Raw genomic sequence first — 23,962 nt, 5'->3', positions numbered from 1 at the left:
CCCGGCGATGAGGGACTTACGTCCCGTTTGGTGAGGGCGGGGGCCTCTTTTCCGGCATCCCGTCCGTGCATGAGGGTGGGGGCATGTCCAGCGACCCCACCAGCTCCGCCGACCAGCAGCTCGCCTTCGAACTGCTGCGGCGTGCCGACTACGGCCGCGTGGTGGCCAGCATGCGCGCGCTGCCCTTCCTCGCGGTGGCCCGGCACATCGTCGTCGGCGGGCAGATCCTGCTGCGCATGCACAAGGGCTACGGCTACCACCAGGCCTGCGTCGGGAGCGTCGTCGCGTACGGCGCGGACAACCTCGACGGGGCATCGGCCCGGGACGGCCAGTGGACCGTGCAGTGCGTCGGCCTGTGCGAGGCCGTGGAACCGACCAACGCCGAACTCGAACTGTTCGGCCCCACCCCGCACTTCGCGGACGGCGAACTCTTCGACCCGGTGTACCTGCGGATAGAGCCGCAGGTGACCACGGTGCATACGCTGCACACGGGCCATGACCGGCGGCTTCAGCGGGTCCGCGTCCGCTGAGCCGGTAAGCCCGGATGGACCGGGAACGCCCGGAGCCCCCGTTCCGCCGTGGCGGGACAGGGGCTCCGGGTCTTCGGCTCTCGGCCGGGTCCTGGCGTCAGGACACGCTGCCGCCCGCGGGGTCTTCCGGGTCGCCGCCCTCGTCCGGGTCCGGCGGGGCGGTCGTCGGCTCCGGCGGCTCGGTCGTGGGCTGGGTCGGGTCGCTCGTGGGCTGCGTCGGGTCCGTCGTCGGCTGCGTCGGGTCGCTCGTCGGCTGCGTCGGGCGCCCCGTGGGCTGCGTCGGCCCGGTCGGCCGGTTCGTCTGCGGGGGATAGCCGGTCTGGCCCCCGTTGTCCCCGCCCGGCTCCGTCTCCTCGTCCGTCGGTTCCTTGTCGGGGCTCTTGCTGGGCTTCTTCTCCTGCGACTGCTTCGTCGAAGGAGTGACCGGAGTCTTGTCCTTGTCCTTCGTGCCGCTGCTCGCGCTCAGCGCGATGGCGACGCCCACCGCGATCGCGATGACCGCGAGCACGGCGAAGATCCACATCTTGCCGCGGCCGCCCTTGCCGCCGTGGTGCCCGCCCTCGAAGCCGCCGTCGTCGCCCGGCGGACGCAGCATCGGGCCCGGGATCTGCGCGGTGCCGGAGTCCGGGTGCGCCATCGCGCCGGCCCCCGCGACACCCATCGCCGCGGTGCTACCGCCCTCGTGCATCTCCACGGGGCCGGTGTTCCAGGTCCCCGTGTGACTGCCCTGCTCGTGCAGCATCTGGAGGCCGTACTGGACGAGGCCGCGCATCTCCTCGGCGGTCTGGAACCGGTCGTCCGGGTCCTTGGCCAGGGAGCGCATGACGAGCCCGTCCAGCTCCGGCGGCGCCTGGTCCGAGACCTGCGAGGGCGGTACCGCCTGGTCCTGGACGTGCTGGTAGACCACGGAGAGCGGCGTCTCGCCGGTGAACGGAGGCCGCAGGGCCAGCAGTTCGTACAGCAGACAGCCGGTCGCGTACAGGTCGGAGCGGTGGTCGACCGCCTTGCCGAGCGCCTGCTCGGGCGAGAGGTACTGCGGCGTGCCCATGACCATGCCGGTCTGGGTCATCGTCGACTGCGCGCCGTGCAGGGCGCGGGCGATGCCGAAGTCCATCACCTTCACCGCGCCGGTGTTGGTGATGATCACGTTCGCGGGCTTGATGTCGCGGTGCACGATGCCGTGCTGGTGCGAGTACGCGAGCGCTTCGAGCACCCCGGAGACGATGATGAGCGCCTGCTCGGGCCCCGGCGCCTCCGCGTTGAGCAGCAGATCGCGGATCGTGCGGCCCTCGACGATCTCCATGACGATGTACGGGACGACGCTCGGCCCGACGACGTCTTCACCGGAGTCGTACACCGCGACCACGGCGTGGTGGTTGAGGCCCGCGACCGACTGGGCCTCGCGCGTGAAGCGGGCCTTGGAGACCGGGTCCTCGGCGAGGTCGGAGCGGAGCAGCTTGACCGCGACGGTACGGCCGAGACGTACGTCCTCGGCGGCGAACACCTCCGCCATGCCGCCCCGGCCGAGTCTGTGGGTCAGCCGGTACCGGCCGTCGCCGACGAGCCCGCCGTTGCCCCACAACTCGGGCGCGTCAGACATTCCGCCGCCAGACGCCTCGGGGTCGGACGGGCCCTGAGCGCGCTGCGTCTGTGCCATCAGTCCTCGCCGTCGTTTCTGGTCGTGGTACTTGGTGCTGAGTACGCCGCTGTACGGGCACTCCGACGGGCCACGCTACAGCCTTCACGCCACCTGCCGGTTCGAGGTGGACCGGACATAAAAGCGTTCCCGGGTCCTCACGCGCAAACTTGTAACGCTTCCGAGACGCTTCTTGCGCGTACGGTCACGGAACGGGCACCGAGCTTGACGCGTCATCGTCCTGGGGCAGACTTGGCCAGGAATAGCGGGTAATCGATCACCAGCCGCGGAGCCGTCCGGTTGCCGCGCCGATGGGGGACGCACGAGATGAGCAGCCAGGACGGCGCACAGGGGCGGTACGCGGGGCGTTCGCTGGCCGGTGGCCGCTACCAACTGCGCGATCTGCTCGGCGAAGGCGGCATGGCCTCGGTCCACCTCGCGTACGACACCGTTCTCGATCGCCAAGTCGCGATCAAGACGCTCCACACCGAGCTGGGCCGCGAGCAGTCCTTCCGCGAGCGCTTCCGCCGCGAGGCCCAGTCGGTGGCGAAGCTCACGCACACGAACATCGTGTCGGTCTTCGACACCGGCGAGGACGAGCTGGACGGCACGACGATGCCGTACATCGTCATGGAGTACGTGGAGGGCAAGCCGCTCGGCTCGGTGCTCGACGCGTCCGTCACGCAGTTCGGCGCGATGCCGACCGACCAGGCGTTGAAGATCACCGCCGATGTGCTGGCGGCGCTGGAGATCAGCCACGAGATGGGCCTGGTCCACCGCGACATCAAGCCGGGCAACGTCATGATGACCAAGCGCAACGTCGTCAAGGTCATGGACTTCGGCATCGCCCGCGCCATGCAGTCCGGCGTCACGTCGATGACGCAGACCGGCATGGTCGTCGGCACCCCGCAGTACCTCTCGCCGGAGCAGGCGCTCGGCCGCGGCGTCGACGCGCGCTCCGACCTCTACTCCGTCGGCATCATGCTCTTCCAACTGGTCACCGGGCGGCTGCCGTTCGAAGCGGATTCGCCGCTGGCCATCGCGTACGCCCACGTCCAGGAGGAGCCGGTCGCTCCGTCCTCGATCAACCGTTCGCTGCCGCCGGCGGTCGACGCGATCGTCGCCCGCGCGCTGAAGAAGAACCCGAACGAGCGCTTCCCCACCGCCGAGGCCATGCGCGACGAGTGCCTGCGCGTCGCCCAGTCCTTGCAGGCTGCTCCTTCTCAGGCTCCCAGCATCGTGCCGGGCGCGCAGACGGCGAGCGGCGCGGGCGTCAGCTCGGCGGTCTTCCCGCCGGTCGACTCCTCGCTCCCGCAGCAGGGCGGCAGCGTCCAGACGCCGTACCAGCCGGGCCCGTACGCCCCGTCGACACCGGCCCCCACCCCCACGCCGGGCTATGGCTACCCGCCCCAGCAGGGCTACGGCTACCCGCAGCAGCAGGGCGCGCACACCCCGCCTCCGTACAACCTCTCCCCGCAGCCGGCCACGACGGCGTCCCCCGTCGGCCCCTCGGGCTCGGGCGGCGGGAAGCGGCGGAACATGCCGGTGATCGTCGGCTCGATCGTCGTCGCGCTCATAGCCATCGGCGGCCTGATCACCGCGCTCTCCCTCGGCGGGGGCGGGGACGACGGCAAGGAAGCCTCCGAGGAGAAGTCGAAGACGCCGGTGGCGGGGCACAAGGGGCCTGATCGCACCCGGACGATCGAGGTGGAGGAGTGCAAGGAGCCGGAGACCGCCTACAACGACGAGACCAAGGTCAAGGTCCCCGACTTCACCTTCAAGGACTGGAAGTCGGTGCTCACGTGTCTCCAGGCAGCCGGGTGGCAGTACGACCCGCGCCGGATCAATGAGAACGCCTACGGGGAGGACACCGTCATGCGGCAGATCCCCAAGGAGGGCTCGGACATCGACCCGAAGAACCCTCCGGAGTTCCAGCTGGACATCTCCACGGGCAACCCGGCCTAGTTCTTGACCCGGCCCAGTTCTCCGGTTTCCTGCGACGAGGGCCCGGTACGCGCAGTTCCGCGTACCGGGCCCTCGTCGTCCGCGGGTCCTACAGATGGCCAGGTGTCGTACGGAGGGTCCTGAAGGTCCTACAGGTAAGGCCCTCCCGTACGGCCCGCAAGGCCGCCCTCGTCGTCGTCATCGCCGCCACCCATGCCCGGCGGCAGCGCACGCCGCATGGACTCCAGCTGCGCCCGCGCCGCCATCTGCTGCGCGAACAGCGTCGTCTGGATGCCGTGGAAGAGGCCTTCCAGCCAGCCGACCAACTGGGCCTGCGCGATGCGCAGTTCCGCGTCGCTGGGGGTCGCCTCCTCCGTGAAGGGCAGGGAGAGCCGCTCCAGTTCCTCGACGAGTTCAGGGGCGAGGCCGTCCTCCAGCTCCTTCACCGAGCTGGCGTGGATCTCCTTGAGGCGCACCCGGCTCGCCTCGTCGAGAGGAGCCGCCCGCACCTCCTCGAGCAGTTGCTTGATCATGCTGCCGATGCGCATGACCTTGGCCGGCTGTTCGACCATCTCCGTCACCGGAACCTCGCGGGATTCGTCGTCTCCGCCACCACCGAGAGCCATTCCGTCCTGGCCCACGACCAGGACTTGGGGGCTCTCCGGTGACCGTTCGCTCCTCGGCATCTCCATGCCGCCATTCTCTCGTACCCGTACATCACACATCGGTGGTGCCCCCGGAAGACGGTGATCCACCCTCAGCCGCGCCGCAGGCGCAGCCCCAGGAAGCCGACGCCGAGGCCGAGACCGATGAGGATCAGCCCGCCGCCGAGCGGCAGGACCCGCAGCCCCGGGAGCACCGGTTCCGCGGGCGCCGGCTGCCCGGCGTCGGCCACGGTGTCGCGCTGCGTCACCTGGACCTGCTCCTCTTCCCTCGGCGGCACCGGGGGAGGTGGCGCCGAGGGCGGTGGCGGATCGGGCAGCGGCACATCGGCGCGCCCCGGCCGTGCACGGCCCTCGCCCGCGCGGGTCCCCGCCCGGGGCGTCTCGTCGACGGTGGTGACGGGCCCCCGGGGGGCGGGCTGCGCCGCGTGCGTCACGGCCGCGTGCGTCACGACGGCGGGTACGAAGGCCATCAGGACCGCGCTCAGCGTCGCCACGAGGACCGCACGGAGAGTACGGAGGGTACGAAGAGTGTGAAGCGTACGGAGAGTCACCCACGAAACAGCCACCGCACCGGTCGCCTCCCGCTGTCGGACCCAAGGATCGGTCGGCACACGAAGGGCCGTCGGGAGACCCGAGGTCAGAGGAACATCACGCCAGTGACAGCGTCACACGGCACGACGACCGCGGCACGCTGACCGCGCCCGACCGGGGCATGGCCGCCGCTACCGCGTGAGCAGCACCTTTCCGATGTGGCTGCTCTCCTCCAGGACCCGGTGCGCCGCCGCCGCGTCCCGCATCGGCACCGTCCGGTCGACGATCGGCCGCACATGGCCGCCCCCGATCAGCGGCCAGACGTGCTCCCGCACCGCCGCGACGATCGACGCCTTCTCGGTGGCGGGGCGGCCGCGCAGGGACGTGGCGGTGACGGCGGCGCGCTTGTTGAGGAGCGTGGCGATGTTCAGCTCGCCCTTGACGCCACCCTGCATGCCGATGATCGCGAGCCGGCCGTTGACGGCGAGGGCCCGTACGTTGCGCTCCAGGTACTTCGCGCCCATGTTGTCGAGGATGACGTCCGCGCCGGCCCCGTCCGTGGCCCGCTCGATCTCCTCCACGAAGTCCTGCTCGCGGTAGTTGATGAGGATGTCGGCGCCGAGTTCCTGGCAGAACGCCAGCTTCTCCTTGCTGCCCGCCGTGACGGCGACCTTCGCGCCGACCGCCTTGGCGAGCTGGATCGCCATGGTGCCGATGCCGCTGGAACCGCCGTGCGCGAGCAGCGTCTCGCCGGGCCGCAGGTGGGCGATCATGAAAACGTTGGACCAGACGGTCGAGGTCACCTCGGGCAGCGCGGCCGCCGTCACGAGGTCGACACCCTCGGGTACGGGGAACAGCTGGCCGGCCGGTACGACGACCTGCTCCGCGTAGCCGCCGCCCGACAGCAGGGCGCACACCTCGTCGCCGACGGCCCAGCCGGAGACGCCGGGGCCGAGCGCGGCGATACGGCCCGCGCACTCCAGACCGGGGTACGGGGACGCGCCGGGCGGCGGGTTGTACGCGCCCTGCCGCTGCAGCAGATCGGCGCGGTTCACGGCACTGGCCACCACCTCGACCAGCACCTCGCCCTCACCGGGCACGGGATCGGGCACCTCGGCCCACACGAGCGCGTCAGGGCCGCCGGGTTCAGGAATCGTGATCGCATACATGCGGCCGAGGCTACTCGCCCGCCCCCAGAAGGGGCGCGAGGAACGACGCGCCCAACTCAGCCCGGCCCCGTAAGGGGCACGGGGAGCTGCGCGCCCAGCCACAACGCACCCGCACTGACACCGGCACCGCCAGCGGCACAGGCACCCGCCCAGGCCCCCACCGCCCTCAGTCCGTCGGCAACGGCCTCACATCCGGCGCAACCACCGTCTCCGGCGTCGCCCGAACAATCGTGATCAGCCGGTCCGTCAACTGCAGCTTCCCGACGGCCGGATCGTCGTACCCCAGCACCCGATGCCCCCGTACGACACTCACGACCAGGTCTTCCGTCTCCCGGACGCCCCGCCCCACCTCCGCCTTTATGACCGGCCGCTCGACGAGGTCCAGACCCGTGCCCTGCTGGATCAGGTCCTCCATGACCATGCCCGCACTCGGGCTCAGCACGGACAACCCGAGCAGCCGCCCCGCCGCGCTCGCGCTGGTGATCACCGCGTCGGCCCCGGACTGCCGCAGCAACGGCGCGTTCTCCTCCTCGCGCACCGCCGCCACGATCTTCGCCCCGCGGTTCATCTGCCGCGCGGTGAGCGCGACCAGCACCGCCGTGTCGTCGCGCTGTGTCGCGATGATGATCTGGCGGGCGCGCTGCACCTCCGCACGCAGCAGCACGTCACTGCGCGTGGCGTCGCCGACGACACCCGCGTACCCCTCTGCCGTGGCCGCGTCGATCACCTTCTCACTGGGGTCGACGACCACGATCTGCTCCGGTTTCAGGCCGGTCGCGCAGACGGTCTGGATCGCCGAGCGGCCCTTCGTCCCGAAACCGACGACAACGGTGTGTTCACGCAAGTTGGACCTCCAGCGGGACAGACGCCATTCCTCGCGCGTCCGTTCCGTGAGCACTTCGAGGGTCGTGCCGACCAGGATGATCAGGAAGAGCACGCGCAGCGGCGTGATCAGGAGGATGTTGGTGAGCCGGGCGCTGTCGCTGTACGGCACGATGTCGCCGTAACCGGTGGTGGAGAGCGTCACCGTGGCGTAGTACGCCGCGTCGAGGAAGTCGACCCTCTCGTCGGAGTTGTCGTGGTAGCCGCCACGGTCGATCCAGACTATGAACGTCGTCAGGGCGAGCACCAGCAGCGCCATCACCAGCCGCCGGGTGACCTGCCGCAGCGGCCGTTCCACCACCCGCTGGGGCAGCTTGATCCGGTGGGTCGTGTGGTGCTCCGCGGGGTCACGGGCGATCGCGTCGTTGCCGGGAAGTTTCACGTGAAACACTCCCCGCTGCCGCCCTGGCCCGGCCGGTCCTGCTCCAGCCCCACGCCGACCGCCCCGCCGAGATCCCCGGGCACGACCCACGGCAGGTCGAGGATCTCCAGCTCCTGGCCCTTGCGCGCCCCGCCGGGCGGTACGACCGCGAGCCCGTCGGCCGCCGCGATGCCGCGCAGCATCGCCGGGCCGTTGAACCGCAGCGGCACGGCATGCTCGGCCCGCAGGGTGACGGGCACCAGACGGGTGTCGTGCGGGTGCCCCTGCACGTCATCGCGTACGGGCGCGGTGTACGCCGCCTCCACCGCGCCGCCACCGGAGCCCGCCGCGCGCCCGATGAGCGTACGCAGCAGGGGCTCGGCCAGCGTGAGCAGTCCGGAGACCGCGGCGAGCGGGTTGCCCGGGAGCCCGACGAGGTACCGACCGGGACGGAGGCGGGCCAGCAGCATCGGATGTCCCGGGCGCACGGCGACGCCGTCCACGAGCAGCTCCGCGCCGAGGCGGTGCAGCGTGGGGTGGACGTGGTCGACCGGGCCCGCCGCCGTGCCGCCCGTCGTGACGATCAGGTCGGCCGTGGAGGACGTGAGCGCCTGGTGAAGGGCCTCGGCGTCGTCGCCCAGCCGCCGGACCGAGGTGACCTCGGCACCGAGCGCGCGCAGCCAGGGCGGCAGCATCGGCCCGAGCGCGTCCCGGATGAGGCCTTCGCGGGGCGGACCCTCGGCCAGCAACTCGTCACCCAGTACGAGGACTTCGGCGCGCGGCCGACGGACGACGCCGAGCGTGTCGTACCCGGCGGCCGCGGCCAGCCCGAGCACGGCCGGGGTGACCAGCGACCCGGCCGGCAGGAGGTGGTCGCCCGAACGGCACTCCTGACCGCGTGGCCGGATGTCCTGCCCCGGTACCACCTCGCGCAGCGCGAGCAGCCTGCCCTTGTCGTCGATGCGGCCGTGCTCGGCGCGCAGCACCGCCGTGGCGTCCCGCGGGATGCGGGCCCCCGTCGCGATACCGACCGCCTCGCCGTCCGCGAGCGCCACGGGGAGGTCGTGTCCGGCGAGGACCCCTTCGGCCCGTACGGCCCAGGGGCCCGGGCCCGCGACGGCCCAGCCGTCCATGGCGGAGGTGTCGAACGACGGCAGGTCGGTGAGGGCGGTGAGCGGGGCGGCCAGGGTCAGGCCGAGAGCCTGGTCCAGCGGTACGGAAACGGGGGCACCGCCGCTCCGGGGCACGGCCTGCACCGCGCGGGCACGGGCGGCGGGCCACGGGGTGATCTCGCGGTGTCCGCCCTCGCCCGGGCTGGGGCGGGGGCTCCTGCCGGTGGCGGGGCGGGCGGCCAGGGCGTGCTGTCCGGGCTGCGAAGCGGGGGTGGGCGTGGGGGCGGGCCTGCGGGTCGGTGCGGCCGGGGGCGCCGTATGCGGGGTGGGGCCGTGGCTGTGGCTGTGGCTGTCCCGGCACTCGTTCACCAGGGCCAGGGCCTCGTCGAGCTCGGCGTCCGGCGCGGGAAGCCCGCTCATCCGGCGTCCGGTCCGGCGTCGGGGGTGGCATCGGAAGTGGCACCGGGGGCGGCGTGGGGCAGCGCCTCGGGAGCGGCACCGGAAGCGGGCTGGGGATGTGCGCCGGTGACTGCCTCGGCCTGTGCCGCGCCCGGCATCGGGTCCTGACGGTCCTCGTCCGCCCAGCGGGCCGCGAGCGCCGCGGCCTTGCGCGCCGCCTCGGCGACCGCTTCGGCCCCGTCCGCAGCCCCGCCCCGTGCGGCGGCCCGCGCCGCCGCGTAACCGACGAGGAAGGTGGTCAGCGGTGCCGCGGGCCTGGCCACACCGTGCGCGGCGTCGCGTGCGAGGTCGAGGAGGGTGCCGGTATCGACGTCGAGTTCGATGCCCAGTTCTTCCTTGACTGCGGAAATCCATTCGTCCAACACGTGCCCATGCTCCCTGATGCGCGCCCTTGCGGTGGCGATGTCGTCCCAGGTGTCGCAGTCGAAGGCCGCCACGGGGTCATCGACCCTGGTCAGGTCGAGCCGTCCGGTGAGCAGCCGCAGAGGGCGCCCGGCGAGTCCGGAACCGTGCCGCGAGGCCTCGCAGGGCGCGCTGCTCTCGTGGAGCGCACGGATCTCACGCCGCAGTGAAGCGCTCCGGTAGGCGGCGACGAGCGGCTGGTCACGGCCGCCGGGGTCCGTGAGGACCGCCCCGTCCGCGCCGCTGTCCCGCAGAGCGGCGAGCAGGCGACGTACCGTCTGCTCGCCGAGGAACGGCAGGTCGGCGGAGACCACCACCACCAGCTCCGCGGTCGTGTGCCGCAGCCCCGCGTCGAGCGCGGCCAGCGGCCCGCCGCCCGGCGGCTCCTCGCGCGCCCACACCACGGGCCGCGCGGTCGGCCTCGGCGCGGCCACGACGACGGTGGTCCCGGCGCCGGAACAGGCGGCCAGGACCCGGTCGATCAACGCCCGGCCGCCCACGCGCACGCCGGGTTTGTCGGCGCCGCCGAGCCGCGCGGCACCGCCACCGGCGAGCACCACGGCGTCGTAGGGAACACCCTCATTCGCGGTCACCCCCCGAGTATGGGCATACGGAGGATCATTGCCACCCCTGTGAAGGCCCCCTCCGGCAAGGGAGTTACGTCACGTCACTCCCGGCACTCCCGTCACTCCCGGCGCTCCCTCTCCCCGCTCACACCGACCGCAGCAGCACCGCCGGCTGTTCGACGCAGTCCGCCACGTACCGCAGGAAGCCGCCCGCCGTGCCTCCGTCGCACACCCGGTGGTCGAAGGTGAGCGACAGCTGCACCACATGCCTCACCGCCAACTCCCCCTGGTGCACCCACGGCTTGGGCACGATGCGGCCGACGCCGAGCATGGCCGCCTCGGGGTGGTTGATGATCGGCGTGGAGCCGTCCACCCCGAACACGCCGTAGTTGTTCAGCGTGAACGTCCCCCCGGTCAGCTCGGCGGGGGTCAGCGTCCCGGAGCGCCCCGCCTCCGTGAGCCGGATCAGCTCCGCGTTGATCGACGCGGTCGTCCTCGCCTGCGCGTGCCGTACGACAGGCACGACCAGGCCCCGGTCGGTCTGCGCGGCGAACCCGAGGTGGACGTCGGCGAACCGGCGCACCTCGCGCGCCTCCATGTCCACGCTGGAGTTGAGTTCAGGGAACCGGTCCAGCGCGGCCACGGTGATGCGCGCGAACAGCGCGAGCAGCGACACCTTCTGGCCGTCCCGCTCCGTCGTCCGGCCGCTGGCCGCGGTGGTCGTCGCCAGGTTCGTCGCGCCGTTCATCGCGGCGCGGACCGCCAGCAGCTCCGTCGCGTCGGCGTCGACCCAACAGGTGGCCTCCGGTATCTCGCGTCGGCTGCGGGCCATCTTGTCCGCGACGAGGCCCCGAATGCCGGTAAGCGCGTGCCGGGACTCGGCGCCCGCGCGCGTGGGTTCCTGCCCCGCCTCGACCTGGCGGCGCGCTGTGGCCCTGTCCGCGCGGATCGGCTCGTCGGCCTCATGGACCGCGGCCTTGAGCGGCACACCTTCGTGCACTTCGGCGGCCACCCCAGCGGCCGCCGCGGACGCTGCTCTGGCCACCGCTTCGATGGCGGCCTCGACATCGGCCCGCATGATCAGACCGTCCGGGCCCGAACCCGTCAGCGCGCGCAGCTCCACCCCGTGCTCCCGCGCCAGCTTCCGCACGAGGGGGGAGATCACCGGAACGGGTCCGTCCCCGCGCGTGGGAGGCCTCTGCGGACCGCGGCTCACGGAAGCCGCCGCGGGCGTCGGCGAGGCGGCCCGCGTGGGTCGTACCCTCCTGCGGCGGGCGGGGGCGGCCCCGGTTCCGTACCCCACCAGGACGTTGCCGGAAGACTCCTCCGCCGCTGCCTGGAGGGCGCGCTCGGCGGGCTCCTCAGGGGCGCGCGTCTCGGCCGGGGCGCCCACGGCCACCGTCAACAGCGGCGAACCCACCGGCAGTTCGGCGCCCTCCTCGCCGAAGCGGGCGGTGACCACTCCTCCGTAGGGGCAGGGCACCTCGACCATCGCCTTGGCCGTCTCGACCTCGACGACCGGCTGATCCACGGCGACGACGTCCCCGACCTGGACGAGCCAGCGGACGATCTCGGCCTCGGTCAGTCCTTCACCGAGGTCGGGCAGCTTGAACTCCAGACTGTTCACATCAAAAGCAGGCGCCATCAGTTCTCCGCCTCCCACTGCAACCGCGCGACCGCGTCCAGAATCCGGTCCACGCCCGGCAGGTGGTGCTTCTCCAGCATCGGCGGCGGATACGGGATGTCGAACCCGGCGACCCGCAGCACCGGCGCCTCCAGGTGATGGAAGCACCGCTCGGTGACCCGCGCCGCTATCTCCCCGCCGGGACCCGCGAAGCCGCCCGACTCGTGCACGACGACCGCACGCCCCGTGCGTCGTACGGACGCGGCGACCGTCTCGTCGTCGAAGGGCACCAGCGAGCGCAGGTCGACCACTTCGAGGTCCCAGCCCTCGGCGCGGGCGGCCTCGGCGGCCTCCAGGCAGACCGGCACGGACGGGCCGTACGTGATGAGCGTGGCACTGCGCCCGGAGCGGCGCACCACCGCGCGTCCGATCGGTTCCACGGACTGCGGGGCGTCCGGGTTCCAGTCGGCCTTGGACCAGTACAGCCGCTTCGGTTCCAGGAAGACGACCGGGTCGTCGGAGGCGATGGAGGCCCGCAGCAGGCCGTAGGCGTCGGCGACCGTGGCGGGCGTGACGACATGGAGCCCCGGAGTCGCCATGTAGTACGCCTCGGAGGAGTCACTGTGGTGTTCGACGCCGCCGATCCCGCCGCCGTAGGGGACGCGCACCGTGATGGGCATCGGCATCGCGCCCTTGGTGCGGTTGCGCATCCGCGCCACGTGCGAGATCAGCTGCTCGAAGGCGGGGTAGGCGAAGGCGTCGAACTGCATCTCCACCACGGGCCGCAGGCCGTACATCGCCATGCCGACCGCCGTGCCGAGGATGCCCGCCTCGGCCAGCGGCGTGTCCGTGCAGCGGTCCTCGCCGAACTCCCTGGCGAGCCCGTCGGTGACCCGGAAGACACCGCCGAGCGCTCCGACGTCCTCCCCCAGGACGTGGACGGAGGGGTCTTCCGCCATGGAGTCGCGCAGCGCCCGTCCGAGCGCCTGCGCCATGGTGGCCGGTCTGGTGGCCGGCTTCGCCGCGACCGTGGTCATCGCGTCCTGCCCTCCGATGCGTCCGCCTCTTCCGAGGCCACTTCCAGCTCCGCGCGCAACTGCGCCGCCTGCTCCCGCAGTTGCGAGGTCTGCTCGGCGTACACGTGCGTGAAGAGGTCCATGGGGTCGAGCAGGGGGTCCTGGTTCATACGTTCGCGCAGGTCGGCGGCCATGGTCTCGGCGTCCTCGGCCGCTTGTCGCCTGATGTCGTCGTCCAGCAGTCCGCGCTCCGTCAACTCCCGCTCCAGGAGGAGGATCGGGTCGTGGTCGCGCCAGGCGTCGACCTCGGCGTCGGGGCGGTAGCGCGTGGCGTCGTCGGCGTTGGTGTGGGCTTCCATGCGGTAGGTGACCGCCTCCACGAGCGTCGGACCGCCGCCCTCACGCGCGCGGGCGACCGCTTCGCTGAGGACCTCGTGCATCGCCACCGCGTCGTTGCCGTCCACCAGGCGGCCCGGCATGCCGTATCCGACGGCCTTGTGGGCGAGGGAAGGGGCCGCGGTCTGCTTGGCGAGCGGCACGGAGATCGCGAAGCCGTTGTTCTGCACGAGGAAGACCACGGGGGCCTGCCACACGGCGGCGAAGTTCAGCGCCTCGTGGAAGTCGCCCTCGCTGGTGCCGCCGTCCCCGACCATGGCGAGCGCGACCACGTCGTCGCCCTGGAGCCGGGCGGCGTGCGCGAGGCCCACGGCGTGCGGGAGCTGCGTGGCCAGCGGGGTGCACAGCGGCGCGATGCGGTGCTCCCGCGGGTCGTACCCGGTGTGCCAGTCGCCGCGCAGCAGCGTCAGGGCGCTCACGGGGTCCAGACCGCGGGCGACCACGGCGAGGGTGTCGCGGTAGCTGGGAAAGAGCCAGTCCCGCTCCTTCAGGGCCAGCGCGGCGGCGACCTCGCAGGCCTCCTGCCCGGTGCTGGAGGGGTAGACCGCGAGCCTGCCCTGCTTGGTCAGCGCGGTCGCCTGCGTGTTGTATCGGCGGCCTCGCACCAGCTCGGCGTAGAGGCGGCGCAGGAGTCCCGGGTCGGCCTTCCCTGCGGTTTCGGTGCCGAGGACGCGGTACGGCTCCGCGTCCGGCAGCAGCGGCGCGGGGTCGGTCCTGGGCTGCCAAGCGGGGGGCGGTGCGGGCCGGTAGGCGCCCCGCTGCTCCATGACCGTCATCACGGCACCTCCTGGGGGAAGCGGACTCCTCTTGGGAGCGGCAAAAGAGACGCAGCGATGTGAGGCGCCTCACCTACCGATTGTTCGGTCGTCGGCACATTTTGGCTACAGGCACCTCCAGGCTGTGGACAAACGGTTCTCCACAGCCTGGGATGGATGCAGTACGTCCATGGTAGGGAGGCGGGGGGACATGGCATCTGAACGAATGGCCGACCAGCAGGCCGACCAGCCGGGCGACGACCCGTCGGAGCCCGGAGCTCCCAGTCGACCGGGGCCCCGGGTACCGGAAGCCAGGTTTCCGGAACCCCGGCTCCCGGAGCCCCGCCCGTTGGACGCCATCGACCGCGACATCCTCCAGATCCTGCATGCGGACGGTCGCGCCTCGATACGTTCCGTGGCCGAGCGGGTCCATGTCTCCCGCGCCAACGCGTACGCGCGCATCAACCGTCTGATCGACGACGGCGTCATCCGGGGTTTCGGGGCGCGGATCAACCACGAGCGCGCCGGGCAGGGCGCGTCCGCGTACATCACGCTCAAGATCGTCCAGAACAGCTGGCGCACGGTGCGCGACCAACTGCGCGCACTGCCCGGCGCCTCTCACATCGCTCTGGTCAGCGGCGACTTCGACGTGCTGCTCCTGGTCCACACACCGGACAACCGCGCCCTGCGGGAGCTGGTGCTCACCCGGCTGCAGTCCATCCCCGAAGTCCTCAGCACGCGTACGTTGCTGGTCTTCGAGGAGGATGCCCTGGAGGGCTCGGCGAGCACTGCGAGCGTCGCCGAGCCGGAGCGCTGAACCCGGCCGCTCAGCGGTCGGTGCGCAGCCCCGCGAACGCCAGTTGCACGACGGCGTCGGCGATCTGCGACCCGTTGGCCGCGCCCCGGCTCTCCGGGCGGTACCACTCCACGATGGAGTTGATCATCCCGAAGAGCAGCCGGGTGGCGAGGCGCAGCTCGACGTCGGAGCGCAGGTCGCCGTCGGCGACGGCCTCCTTGAGCAGCTCGGCCACCTGCTGGTCGAACTCCCTGCGCCGCTCCAGGGCCCACCGCTCGGTGTCCGTGTTGCCCCGCACCCGCAGCAGCAGCGTCACGTAGGGCAGCTCGGCGACCAGGACCTCCACCGTGCGGCGCGTGACGTACTCCAGGCGCTCGACGGCGCTGCCCACGCGCGCGTGCTCCTCGGCCAGGATTCCGAAGAGGCCGTCGATCGCCCGGCTCACCGCGCGGCGCAGCAGCTCCTCCTTGCCCGTCACGTGGTGGTAGATCGACGACTTGGAGATGCCGGCCGCCTTGGAGAGGTGCTCCATGGAGGTGCCGTCGTAGCCGCGCTCGTTGAAGACCCGGACGGCGACGCTCAGCAGCGTCTCGGGGGTGTACGTGTCCCGCCGGGCGGTGGTCATGAGTATTCCTCTCGCACGGCCTCTCGCCGCAGTGCCTGGGAGGGCGCGTAACGCCCGGTGGGGTACTCGTCGTGCAGGAGGTCCAGCGCCTCGACGACGCGGTACGTGGTGAGGCGGCGGCCCCATGCGACCGGCCCGAGCGGGTAGTTGACGCCCAGGCGCATGGCGGTGTCGACGTCCTCGGCGTCCGCCACCTCACGCCCCACGGCGTCCCATGCGAAGTCGACGAGCATCCACACGGTACGGGCGACGATCATCCCCGGAGCGGGGCCGATGACGCTGACCTTCTTGCCGAGCGCCTGGAAGAGACCGACCGCCTCCTTGAGGGCCGGTTCGCCCACCCTGCCGGAGGGGGCGAGGGCGATGCGGGTCGCGGCACGGTAGTCCAGGGCCAGATCGAAGTGGATCGTGGGCTCGGCCGCGGCGTCGGGGGACATCCCGTCGGCCTGCTCCAGGCGCACGCCGCTGGGCAGCTCGATGGACCCGGGGTGGTTCGTGGCGCCCTCGGTGCGTCCGACCCGGATACCGGCCTCTCGCATGAGGTCGAGCAGGGCCTCCGCCGACGCGAGGTCCCCGTGGACGGTGACGGACTCCGGGGGCCGCTCGGGCCCGGCGGTGTGCGGCTCCGCGCGCGGGGCGTCGTCCCCGTACGCGTACCAGCCCTGGCCCGACTTCCGGCCGAGGCGGCGTGACTCGACGAGCCGTCGCTGGGCGAGGGAGGGCGTGAACTTGGGGTCCTGGGAGAACGCCTCCCACACGGAGCGCGTGACCGCTTCGTTGACGTCCTGGCCGATGAGGTCGGTCAGCTCGAAGGGGCCCATCTTGAAGCCGCCGCACTCCCGCAGCACCGCGTCGATCGTGGCCGGATCGGCGACCCGCTCCTCGTACAGGCGCAGCGCCTCGGCGTAGAAGGGCCGGGCGACGCGGTTGACGATGAAGCCCGGGGTGTCCGCGCAGCGCACCGGTGTCTTGCCCCAGGCCTTCGCGGTCTCGTACGCGCGCGTGGCCGCTGTCTCGTCGGTGGCGAAGCCGCTGACGACCTCGACGAGGGGGAGCAGCGGCGCCGGGTTGAAGAAGTGCAGGCCCACGAAGCGGCCCGGGGCGCGCAGGGCGCCCGCGATGGCCGTGACGGAGAGGGAGGAGGTGTTGGTGGCGAGCAGGCAGTCCCCGGCGACGATGTCCTCGAGGTCCTGGAAGAGCCGTTGCTTGACGTCCAGTTGCTCCAGCACCGCCTCGACGACGAGGCCGCAGTCGGCAAGCTCGGCGAGGCTCTCGGCGGCCGCCAGCCGGCCGGCCGCGGCCGCGCGGTCCTCGGCGCCGAGCCTGCCCTTCTCGACGAGCCGGTCCAGGCGGGCACCGATCGCCTCGGCCGCCGCCTCGGCCCGGCCGGGGGCCGCGTCGTACAGCCGCACGGGGTGGCCGGCCACCAGGGCGACCTGTGCGATGCCCTGCCCCATGGTTCCGGTGCCGACGACGGCAACGGCGCTGCTGAGCTCGAGTGCTGTCATGTTCGCGATCCTCCCGCACGGTCCGTCGGCCGGAGGTTTCGGGGTGGCCCCGGAGGGCCCGTGGGTGGCCGCGAGGAAAGTTGTCCACAGGTTTGGCGGACCCTCTTGTCCCGACCGATCGTTCGGTTACTCTAGCTCTGTCAGCCAGTCCCTGCCCACTGTTCCCGCCCACTCGCCAGCTCGATGGAGAGCTGACCGACGAGGAGTTGGTCCTGTCATGGCCGCCGAACTCACCGCGCACCAGCTGATCGCCAAGCACCGGCCCACCCTTGACCAGGCGCTGGAGACGATCCGCACACGCGCGTACTGGTCACCGCACCCCGAGCACCCGAAGGCGTACGGGGAGAACGGCAGCCTGAGCCTCCCCGAGGGCAAGGCCGCCTTCGACGCCCTCCAGGGCACCCGCTTCGACCTCGGCCAGCCCGGCACGGACGACTGGGTCGGCGGTGAAGTCTCGCCGTACGGCCCGGAGTTGGGGATCGCCTATCCCCACCCCGACATCGACACCCTGCTGCCCGCCATGCGCGCCGGAATGCGCGCCTGGCGCGACGCGGGCGCGGAAGCGCGCGCCATGGTCAGCCTGGAGATCCTGGCCCGGATCAGCGCCCGCACGCACGAGATGGCGCACGCGGTCATGCACACCAGCGGGCAGGCCTTCATGATGGCCTTCCAGGCGGGCGGCCCGCATGCCCAGGACCGCGGCCTGGAAGCGATCGCGTACGCCTATGCCGAACAGGCCCGCACCCCCGACACCGCCGAGTGGCACAAGCCCCAGGGCAAGCGGGACCCGCTCACCCTGAACAAGCGGTTCACGCCCGTGGCGCGCGGCATCTCGCTCCTGATCGGCTGCAACACCTTCCCGACGTGGAACGGCTACCCGGGCCTGTTCGCCTCCCTCGCGACCGGCAACCCCGTCCTGGTCAAGCCCCACCCGCGCGCGGTGCTGCCGCTCGCGCTCACCGTGCGGATCGCCCGCGAGGTCCTCGCGGAGGCCGGCTTCGACCCGAACCTGGTCTGTCTGGCCGCCGAGCGGACCGGAGAGGGCATCGCCAAGACCCTCGCGGTGCGCCCCGAGATCAAGATCATTGACTACACGGGCTCGTCGTCCTTCGGGGACTGGCTGGAGGCCAACGCCCGCCAGGCGCAGGTCTACACGGAAAAGGCCGGGGTCAACACCGTCGTCGTCGACTCGACGGACGACTACAAGGGCATGCTGGCCAACCTCGCCTTCTCCCTTTCGCTCTACAGCGGCCAGATGTGCACCACCCCGCAGAACCTCCTCATCCCGCGTGACGGCATCCGTACGGACGCCGGAGCCAAGTCGTACGACGAGGTGGTGGCCGACCTCGCCGCTTCGGTGAACGGCCTGCTCGGCGACGACGCCCGGGCAAACGGCATCCTGGGCGCGCTGGTCAACCCCGACGTGAAGGGCCGCCTGGAGGCAGCCGCCGGGCTCGGCGAAGTGGCGCTGCCGTCACGGCAGGTCGCCAACCCCGAGTTCCCCGACGCCGTGGTGCGCACCCCGGTGATCGTCAAGCTGGACGGCGCGAAGCCGGACGCCGAGGCGGCCTACCTCAGCGAGTGCTTCGGCCCGGTCTCCTTCGCGGTCGCGGTCGACTCGGCGGCGGACGCGGTGGAGCTGCTGCGCCGCACGGTGCGCGACAAGGGAGCGATGACCGTCGGGGCGTACACCACCTCGGAAGAGGTCTCCGCGGCCGTCGAAGAGGCCTGCCTGGAGGAGTGCGCCCAATTGTCCCTGAACCTCACGGGCGGTGTCTATGTGAACCAGACGGCGGCGTTCTCGGACTTCCACGGCTCGGGCGGCAACCCCGCGGCGAACGCCGCGTTGTGCGACGGCGCGTTCGTGGCCAACCGCTTCCGTGTGGTGGAGATCCGCAAGGACGCGTGACCCGCGCGTGCCGGGATCGGCGGGCTCAGGTCTCCAGGCCCGGGGGCCTGCCCGCCGACCAGTGGAAGAGCGCCATGCCGACGCTCGTCGCCAAGTTGTAGCTGGAGACCTGCGGACGCATCGGCAGGGACACCAGTTGGTCGGCGCGTTCGCGCAGGCCCGCCGAGAGGCCGCTGCGCTCGGACCCGAAGGCGAGCACGGCGTCGTCCGGGAGCTTCAGCCCCCGGATGTCCACACCCTCCGCGTCAAGGGCGAACACCGGCCCGGGCGGCAGCTCCACGACCTCCATGCGCTCCACGGCCGTCGCGAAGTGCAGGCCGGCCCCACCGCGTACGACCGTCGGGTGCCAGGGGTCGAGCGTCCCGGTCGTGACGACGCCGGTCGCGCCGAACCCGGCGGCGAGCCTGATCACCGCTCCCGCGTTGCCGAGGTTGCGGGGATCGTCGAGCACCACGACCGGCGCGGGCCTCGGCATGCGCCGCAGCGCTTCGAGGTTGGCCGCCCGCGAAGGACGCACTGCCAAGGCGGCCGTCGCGGTGGGGTGCAGACGGGGCACCAGGGCGCGCAGCCGCTCTTCGGGGACCTCCACCAGGAGCGTGTCCAGCGCGTCCCTCACATCGGGCGCCAGCTCGTCCGCGAGGGCCAGCGCGCCCGCCCGGTCACCGGTCAGCGCGACCGGCACCCGCGCGCCGAACCGCAGCGCGTGCTTGATCGCGTGGAAGCCGTCGAGCAGCACGGAGGTGTCGGCGAGCCCGCGCCAGGCGCGTACGGCGTCGTCGGGGGCCGTCGCATCCGCCCTGCTCATTCGGGGTCCACCGCATCCGTCCTGGTCATGGGGTGAAGCCTACGCGCGCGTGCCCGGCGTCCTCTTCCTCCCGCCGCAGGTCCGCAGCGGGCCGCTTCGGACCGGAGCCCCGGTGCGTCAGACGGGAGAGCAGCATGCGGGAGAGCGGCCCACGGGAGAGCGGCCCACGGGAGAGCGGCACGCGGGAGAGCGGCACGCGGGAAACCACCGCTCCACGCGCGCGTGCCGCCCACCCACCCAGGCGCAGCAGGAACGCCGTCGGCAGGAAGATCGCGTCGGCCGTGATCATCGCGAGCGAGAAGAACGGCAGTCCGAGGACGACGGCGATCACGGCGTGCTCGAAGATCATCGCGGCCAGCAGGACGTTCTTCACCCGGCGGTTGATGAGGGTGAAGGGGAAGGCGACCTGCACGGCGACCGTCCCGTACGTCACCAGCATGAGCAGCACGCCGTTGGACGACAGCAGGTCGGAGAGGGCGGGCCACGGCGAGAAGTAGTCCAGATGCAGCGGGTAGTAGACGGCCGTGCCGTCCTGCCAGCGGCTGCCCTGGATCTTGTACCAGCCCGCGGTGGCATAGATCAGGCAGGCCTCGACCATGATCACGAGGACGCCCGCGTTGTGGACGATGTTGGCGATGACGTCGAGCGCCTTGCGCAGCTCGCTGTGCGGGGCGCGTCGGCCGACCGCCCCCCACAGGCCGTGCACCAGCCACAGCCCCCAGAAGACGACCAGCCACCAGCGGCTGAGCTCCCCCATGAACGTCACGACGGAGAGCGCGAGGCCGAGCACCCACCACAGCACGGGTCCCACCCGGTCGGCCGGCGGCGCGGGACGGGCTTCGAACGCTCCGTCGAGCGTGCGGGCCTCCTGGACATGCGCACGCGCGCGTGCCGCACGCCGCGCGTCCAGCGACCAGACCTGGCCGCACCGGGTCAGCACCAGATACGTCGCCATCAGATGGATGACGTTGTCGCCGCCGTCGCCGATGAAGATGCTGCGGTTCTGGAGCGACAGGACACCGATCATGAACAGCACGGACATCGTGCGCGTCCGCCAACCGAGCATCAGCAGGGCGCTGCTGAGGATCGCCAGCGCGTAGACGATCTCGAACCAGACCTGCCCGTCCGACCACATCAGGGCCGAGAAGGCGTGGTTGCCCGCGATGAGCTGGCCGGCCATGTCCCAGGCCCAGGGGCCGTCCAGCCCGTACATCTCGTGGCGGTGGGGGAGTTCCCGCAGCAGGAAGAACAGCCAGGTGCCGGCGAACCCTATGCGGACCACCGCGGTCTGGTACGGGCCGAGAGCCGATCCCGTGACCTTGCCGATCCCCCGCGCCAGCGGGCGTTCTATACGGGTCACCGGGCAGCAGTCCCCTCGGTGTTCGGGCCGGCGTTCGGACGCGCGCCGCTTCCCGAGGCGAGCGGGAGGTCGTCAAGCGTCACGGACCACCAGGGCAGCAGCCGGTGGACCGGCTTCGTGGGGACCTTCTCCTCGCTCCACCGGGGCGGCTGCACGTTCGTGGTCCTGGAACGCAGCTGTACGCGTTCGATCTCGTCGCCCTTGCCACCGGGCCGCTCCCGGTCGAGCCGCATATACGCGATGCGGCGGATGTAGCGCTCGGAGAGCTGGCCCCGCAGGCCGACGGGACGATTCCGCGCGTCGTGCGAGCCGACGTAGAAGTCCCAGGCGCGCCGCAGCTGGTTCTGCTGCGTGTGGCTGGGCAGCAGGTTGCCGTCGATGTCGGCGCCGTCCTGCGCGGAGAGGTCGTACCAGTCGGTGGTCCGCACCCCTCCTTCAGCCGTGCGCAGCTCCGCCCGGGCCTGCACCGCGATGTTCTGCTGGAGCGGGTTGGGCGCGAAGAGCTTCCAGTTCTGCTCGAACTCCGGGTAGATCCAGAAGTCCACCACGTCGCCGTGCTGCTTCGTCAGGGTGTTCGAGGGAGCCACATGGAGGAAGAGCATCCCGACGTGCACACAGGCGGCCACGGCGACGAGCACGAGGGCGCAGGCCGCGGCGATCTGATAACCGAGCTTCAGGCCGGCTATGCCGGGGGGTGGGGGTGCGGGGGTGGAATGGGGGCCGTCCGGGGTGGGCTGAGGGGTGTCCGAGGCGGGCTGAGGGGCCGAGGTGAGCTGAGGGGCGTCCGAGGCGGGCGGCGGGGCGTCCGAGGCGGGCGGCGGGGCTTGCGAGGCGGGCTGCTGAGCGCCCGAGGTAGGCCGTGGGGCATCCGGGGCGGGCTGCGGGGTGTCCGGGGCCGGGCCTGCGGCGTCCGAGGCGGGCCGTGGCGACGGCGAGACAGGCTGCGAGGCCTGCGAGACGGGCTGCTGGACGCCCGGGGCAGGCTGGGGGGCATCCGAGGCGGGATGCGGAGAGTCCGAGGCGGGGTCTGCGGCGTCCGAGGCAGCCTCCGACGCGGGCCGTGGCGACGGCGAGACAGGCTGCGAGGCTTGCAAGGCGGGCTGCGGGGTGTCCGGGGCCGGGCCCGCGGCGTCCGAGGTGGGCTGCTGGACGCCGGGGGCGGGCCTTGGAGCACCCGAGCCGGACCGTGGAGCACCCGAGGCAGGCCGTGAGGCGCCCGAGGCAGGCCGTGAGGCGCCCGGGGCGGGGCCCGCAGGCCCGCCGGGCACCCCGCCGCGGCCCTTGTCGTTCCCGTCCATTCCGCCCCGTTCCCCGATCCCGCTCGAACCCTGCCGCCGGAACGGTACTCAGGGCTGCCCGCCGCGCACAGCGGCCGCGAAGTTATCCACAGGGTTGACACCTTATGGCGAGGCGCCGCACCATTGAATCCAACGAACCGAACGATCGGTCGGTCGGTTGGCTCAGGTCGAGAGGGACCGAGATGGCGACAGCAGCCGCAGACAAGGCGGCGAGGACGGAACCGGGCGAAGCAGCTCCCCCGGCGGCCTCCGCCGCGCACACAGCCGAGCAGCAGGCCGCCTTCGACGCGGCGGTGGCGGCCGACGAGCGCATCGAGCCGCGTGACTGGATGCCGGACGCCTATCGCGCTTCCCTGGTCCGGCAGATCGCGCAGCACGCGCACTCCGAGATCATCGGCATGCAGCCGGAGGCGAACTGGATCACGCGCGCCCCCTCCCTGCGGCGCAAGGCGATCCTCATGGCCAAGGTGCAGGACGAGGCGGGCCACGGCCTGTATCTCTACAGCGCCGCCGAGACGCTCGGCACCGGCCGCGACGAGCTGCTCGACAAACTGCACTCGGGCCGCCAGAAGTACTCGTCGATCTTCAACTACCCCACGCTGACCTGGGCCGACGTAGGCGCGATCGGCTGGCTCGTGGACGGCGCCGCGATCACCAACCAGGTCCCCCTCTGCCGCTGTTCGTACGGCCCCTATGCCCGCGCGATGGTCCGCGTCTGCAAGGAGGAGTCCTTCCACCAGCGCCAGGGTTACGAGTCCTTGCTCGCCCTCAGCCGCGGCACCCAGGCGCAGCACGAGATGGCCCAGGACGCGGTGAACCGCTGGTGGTGGCCCTCGCTGATGATGTTCGGGCCGCCCGACGACGAGTCCTCGCACTCCGAGCAGTCGATGACATGGAAGATCAAGCGCCACTCGAACGACGAGCTGCGCCAGCGGTTCGTGGACATCTGCGTCCCCCAGGCCGAGTCCCTCGGCCTGACCCTCCCCGACCCGGACCTGGTGTGGAACGAGGCGCGGGGTCACTACAACTTCGGCCCGATCGACTGGACGGAGTTCTGGGACGTCCTCAAGGGCAACGGCCCCTGCAACGAACAGCGCATCACCCAGCGCAGGCGCGCCCACGAGGAGGGCGCCTGGGTCCGAGAGGCCGCAGCGGCCTACGCCGCGAAGCACGCGCCCGGCAGCACCACACGACCGGACACCGCCGCACCGCACGGAGAGGCGACAGCATGAGCAGCCCCACCGACTGGCCGTTGTGGGAGGTCTTCGTCCGCTCCCGCCGCGGGCTCTCCCACACCCACGCCGGCAGCCTGCACGCGCCCGACGCGGAGATGGCCCTGCGCAACGCCCGCGACTTGTACACCCGTAGGAGCGAAGGCGTCTCCCTCTGGGTCGTGCCCTCCGCCGCGATCACCGCCTCCTCGCCGGACGAGAAGGACTCCTTCTTCGAACCGGCCGGTGACAAGCCCTACCGCCACCCGACGTTCTACGAAATCCCGGAGGGGGTGAAGCACCTGTGACCGCCACGCCCGGCTCCGCCACGCCTGCACCCGCCGCACCCGTCCCCGCCGCCCCCTCGGCCCAGGCCACGCTCCGCGGCCCCGCGTCGGGCCC

The 23,962-nt window shown here is 72.0% G+C and carries 21 protein-coding genes; 6 read left to right on the top strand and 15 right to left on the bottom strand.

Annotation, left to right across the window (positions count from 1 at the left end; genetic code table 11):
* The first annotated feature begins 83 nt into the window (after positions 1–83).
* Positions 84–530, top strand: a complete 447-nt coding sequence (locus J2N69_RS19190; RefSeq protein ID WP_230901880.1) for a pyridoxamine 5'-phosphate oxidase family protein — start codon at positions 84–86, stop codon at positions 528–530.
* A gap of 97 nt (positions 531–627) precedes the next feature.
* On the opposite strand, the gene J2N69_RS19185 is transcribed toward J2N69_RS19190, so the two are convergent.
* Complete coding sequence (locus J2N69_RS19185) at positions 628–2,187, bottom strand: protein kinase domain-containing protein (protein ID WP_230901879.1); 1,560 nt, start codon at positions 2,185–2,187, stop codon at positions 628–630.
* 306 nt (positions 2,188–2,493) lie between these two features.
* On the opposite strand from J2N69_RS19185, the gene J2N69_RS19180 reads away from it, so the two are divergent.
* Positions 2,494–4,131 (top strand): protein kinase domain-containing protein, encoded by a 1,638-nt coding sequence (locus J2N69_RS19180; RefSeq protein WP_230901878.1) that lies wholly within the window; start codon positions 2,494–2,496, stop codon positions 4,129–4,131.
* A 128-nt stretch (positions 4,132–4,259) separates the two neighbouring features.
* On the opposite strand, the gene J2N69_RS19175 is transcribed toward J2N69_RS19180, so the two are convergent.
* The 9 genes from J2N69_RS19175 to pdhA form a co-directional block, all read right to left on the bottom strand.
* The gene (locus J2N69_RS19175) at positions 4,260–4,802 is read right to left on the bottom strand and encodes a bacterial proteasome activator family protein (protein ID WP_230901877.1); all 543 of its coding nucleotides are present in this window, start codon (positions 4,800–4,802) and stop codon (positions 4,260–4,262) included.
* 65 nt (positions 4,803–4,867) lie between these two features.
* The gene (locus J2N69_RS19170; RefSeq protein ID WP_230901876.1) at positions 4,868–5,269 is read right to left on the bottom strand and encodes a hypothetical protein; all 402 of its coding nucleotides are present in this window, start codon (positions 5,267–5,269) and stop codon (positions 4,868–4,870) included.
* Between the two features lie 228 nt (positions 5,270–5,497).
* Positions 5,498–6,475: an NAD(P)H-quinone oxidoreductase gene (locus J2N69_RS19165; RefSeq protein ID WP_230901875.1), complete on the bottom strand. Its 978-nt coding sequence runs from the start codon at positions 6,473–6,475 to the stop codon at positions 5,498–5,500.
* Between the two features lie 166 nt (positions 6,476–6,641).
* Entirely contained in the window at positions 6,642–7,748 is a 1,107-nt protein-coding gene (locus tag J2N69_RS19160) for a potassium channel family protein (RefSeq protein WP_230901874.1), read from the bottom strand.
* Positions 7,736–9,250, bottom strand: coding sequence for a molybdopterin molybdotransferase MoeA (locus J2N69_RS19155; protein ID WP_230901873.1), 1,515 nt, complete (start codon positions 9,248–9,250; stop codon positions 7,736–7,738). The genes J2N69_RS19160 and J2N69_RS19155 overlap by 13 nt, the downstream gene beginning before the upstream one ends.
* Positions 9,247–10,284 carry an NTP transferase domain-containing protein gene (locus tag J2N69_RS19150; protein ID WP_230901872.1) on the bottom strand — a complete coding sequence of 346 codons (1,038 nt, stop codon included), beginning with the start codon at positions 10,282–10,284 and terminating at the stop codon, positions 9,247–9,249. The genes J2N69_RS19155 and J2N69_RS19150 overlap by 4 nt, the downstream gene beginning before the upstream one ends.
* A gap of 118 nt (positions 10,285–10,402) precedes the next feature.
* Entirely contained in the window at positions 10,403–11,902 is a 1,500-nt protein-coding gene (locus J2N69_RS19145; protein ID WP_230901871.1) for a dihydrolipoamide acetyltransferase family protein, read from the bottom strand.
* Positions 11,902–12,918, bottom strand: coding sequence for an alpha-ketoacid dehydrogenase subunit beta (locus J2N69_RS19140; protein ID WP_230901870.1), 1,017 nt, complete (start codon positions 12,916–12,918; stop codon positions 11,902–11,904). Before J2N69_RS19140 ends, J2N69_RS19145 begins: the two co-directional genes overlap by 1 nt.
* Positions 12,915–14,069: a pyruvate dehydrogenase (acetyl-transferring) E1 component subunit alpha gene (pdhA, locus tag J2N69_RS19135; RefSeq protein ID WP_230901869.1), complete on the bottom strand. Its 1,155-nt coding sequence runs from the start codon at positions 14,067–14,069 to the stop codon at positions 12,915–12,917. Before pdhA ends, J2N69_RS19140 begins: the two co-directional genes overlap by 4 nt.
* Before the next feature lie 190 nt (positions 14,070–14,259).
* On the opposite strand from pdhA, the gene J2N69_RS19130 reads away from it, so the two are divergent.
* Positions 14,260–14,865 (top strand): Lrp/AsnC family transcriptional regulator, encoded by a 606-nt coding sequence (locus tag J2N69_RS19130; RefSeq protein WP_230901868.1) that lies wholly within the window; start codon positions 14,260–14,262, stop codon positions 14,863–14,865.
* Between the two features lie 10 nt (positions 14,866–14,875).
* Here the strand turns inward: J2N69_RS19130 and J2N69_RS19125 are convergent, their stop codons facing one another.
* Positions 14,876–15,469 carry a TetR/AcrR family transcriptional regulator gene (locus J2N69_RS19125; protein WP_230901867.1) on the bottom strand — a complete coding sequence of 198 codons (594 nt, stop codon included), beginning with the start codon at positions 15,467–15,469 and terminating at the stop codon, positions 14,876–14,878.
* Positions 15,466–16,977 (bottom strand): 3-hydroxyacyl-CoA dehydrogenase, encoded by a 1,512-nt coding sequence (locus tag J2N69_RS19120; RefSeq protein ID WP_230901866.1) that lies wholly within the window; start codon positions 16,975–16,977, stop codon positions 15,466–15,468. The genes J2N69_RS19125 and J2N69_RS19120 overlap by 4 nt, the downstream gene beginning before the upstream one ends.
* A gap of 217 nt (positions 16,978–17,194) precedes the next feature.
* Between J2N69_RS19120 and paaN the strand changes: the two genes are divergently transcribed.
* Positions 17,195–18,886 carry a phenylacetic acid degradation protein PaaN gene (paaN, locus tag J2N69_RS19115; RefSeq protein WP_230901865.1) on the top strand — a complete coding sequence of 564 codons (1,692 nt, stop codon included), beginning with the start codon at positions 17,195–17,197 and terminating at the stop codon, positions 18,884–18,886.
* A 25-nt stretch (positions 18,887–18,911) separates the two neighbouring features.
* Here the strand turns inward: paaN and J2N69_RS19110 are convergent, their stop codons facing one another.
* From J2N69_RS19110 to J2N69_RS19100, 3 genes are read right to left on the bottom strand one after another with little or no spacing between them, the layout of a single operon-like run.
* The gene (locus tag J2N69_RS19110) at positions 18,912–19,691 is read right to left on the bottom strand and encodes a TrmH family RNA methyltransferase (protein ID WP_230901864.1); all 780 of its coding nucleotides are present in this window, start codon (positions 19,689–19,691) and stop codon (positions 18,912–18,914) included.
* 25 nt (positions 19,692–19,716) lie between these two features.
* Entirely contained in the window at positions 19,717–21,051 is a 1,335-nt protein-coding gene (locus tag J2N69_RS19105) for an HTTM domain-containing protein (protein WP_230901863.1), read from the bottom strand.
* Positions 21,048–22,145: a DUF5819 family protein gene (locus tag J2N69_RS19100; protein ID WP_230904775.1), complete on the bottom strand. Its 1,098-nt coding sequence runs from the start codon at positions 22,143–22,145 to the stop codon at positions 21,048–21,050. Before J2N69_RS19100 ends, J2N69_RS19105 begins: the two co-directional genes overlap by 4 nt.
* A gap of 386 nt (positions 22,146–22,531) precedes the next feature.
* Here J2N69_RS19100 and paaA point away from each other — a divergent pair, with 386 nt between their 5' ends.
* Positions 22,532–23,581: a 1,2-phenylacetyl-CoA epoxidase subunit PaaA gene (gene paaA / locus J2N69_RS19095; protein WP_230901862.1), complete on the top strand. Its 1,050-nt coding sequence runs from the start codon at positions 22,532–22,534 to the stop codon at positions 23,579–23,581.
* Positions 23,578–23,868, top strand: coding sequence for a 1,2-phenylacetyl-CoA epoxidase subunit PaaB (paaB, locus tag J2N69_RS19090; RefSeq protein ID WP_127912999.1), 291 nt, complete (start codon positions 23,578–23,580; stop codon positions 23,866–23,868). Before paaA ends, paaB begins: the two co-directional genes overlap by 4 nt.
* The last annotated feature ends 94 nt before the right edge of the window (positions 23,869–23,962 follow it).

It is taken from the genome of Streptomyces huasconensis, assembly GCF_021028635.1.
GTDB classification, from domain to species: Bacteria; Actinomycetota; Actinomycetes; order Streptomycetales; family Streptomycetaceae; genus Streptomyces; species Streptomyces huasconensis.
This window is presented reverse-complemented; position numbering and strand designations above follow the sequence as displayed.

What these genes read in the sequence shown, in the direction of transcription:
- J2N69_RS19190 (WP_230901880.1), top strand. Translation starts at nt 84, where the DNA reads ATGTCCAGCGACCCCACCAGCTCCGCCGACCAGCAGCTCGCCTTCGAA.
- J2N69_RS19185 (WP_230901879.1), bottom strand. Translation starts at nt 2,187, where the DNA reads ATGGCACAGACGCAGCGCGCTCAGGGCCCGTCCGACCCCGAGGCGTCT.
- J2N69_RS19180 (WP_230901878.1), top strand. Translation starts at nt 2,494, where the DNA reads ATGAGCAGCCAGGACGGCGCACAGGGGCGGTACGCGGGGCGTTCGCTG.
- J2N69_RS19175 (WP_230901877.1), bottom strand. Translation starts at nt 4,802, where the DNA reads ATGGAGATGCCGAGGAGCGAACGGTCACCGGAGAGCCCCCAAGTCCTG.
- J2N69_RS19165 (WP_230901875.1), bottom strand. Translation starts at nt 6,475, where the DNA reads ATGTATGCGATCACGATTCCTGAACCCGGCGGCCCTGACGCGCTCGTG.
- J2N69_RS19155 (WP_230901873.1), bottom strand. Translation starts at nt 9,250, where the DNA reads ATGAGCGGGCTTCCCGCGCCGGACGCCGAGCTCGACGAGGCCCTGGCC.
- J2N69_RS19145 (WP_230901871.1), bottom strand. Translation starts at nt 11,902, where the DNA reads ATGGCGCCTGCTTTTGATGTGAACAGTCTGGAGTTCAAGCTGCCCGAC.
- J2N69_RS19140 (WP_230901870.1), bottom strand. Translation starts at nt 12,918, where the DNA reads ATGACCACGGTCGCGGCGAAGCCGGCCACCAGACCGGCCACCATGGCG.
- pdhA (WP_230901869.1), bottom strand. Translation starts at nt 14,069, where the DNA reads ATGACGGTCATGGAGCAGCGGGGCGCCTACCGGCCCGCACCGCCCCCC.
- J2N69_RS19130 (WP_230901868.1), top strand. Translation starts at nt 14,260, where the DNA reads ATGGCATCTGAACGAATGGCCGACCAGCAGGCCGACCAGCCGGGCGAC.
- J2N69_RS19125 (WP_230901867.1), bottom strand. Translation starts at nt 15,469, where the DNA reads ATGACCACCGCCCGGCGGGACACGTACACCCCCGAGACGCTGCTGAGC.
- J2N69_RS19120 (WP_230901866.1), bottom strand. Translation starts at nt 16,977, where the DNA reads ATGACAGCACTCGAGCTCAGCAGCGCCGTTGCCGTCGTCGGCACCGGA.
- paaN (WP_230901865.1), top strand. Translation starts at nt 17,195, where the DNA reads ATGGCCGCCGAACTCACCGCGCACCAGCTGATCGCCAAGCACCGGCCC.
- J2N69_RS19110 (WP_230901864.1), bottom strand. Translation starts at nt 19,691, where the DNA reads ATGAGCAGGGCGGATGCGACGGCCCCCGACGACGCCGTACGCGCCTGG.
- paaA (WP_230901862.1), top strand. Translation starts at nt 22,532, where the DNA reads ATGGCGACAGCAGCCGCAGACAAGGCGGCGAGGACGGAACCGGGCGAA.
- paaB (WP_127912999.1), top strand. Translation starts at nt 23,578, where the DNA reads ATGAGCAGCCCCACCGACTGGCCGTTGTGGGAGGTCTTCGTCCGCTCC.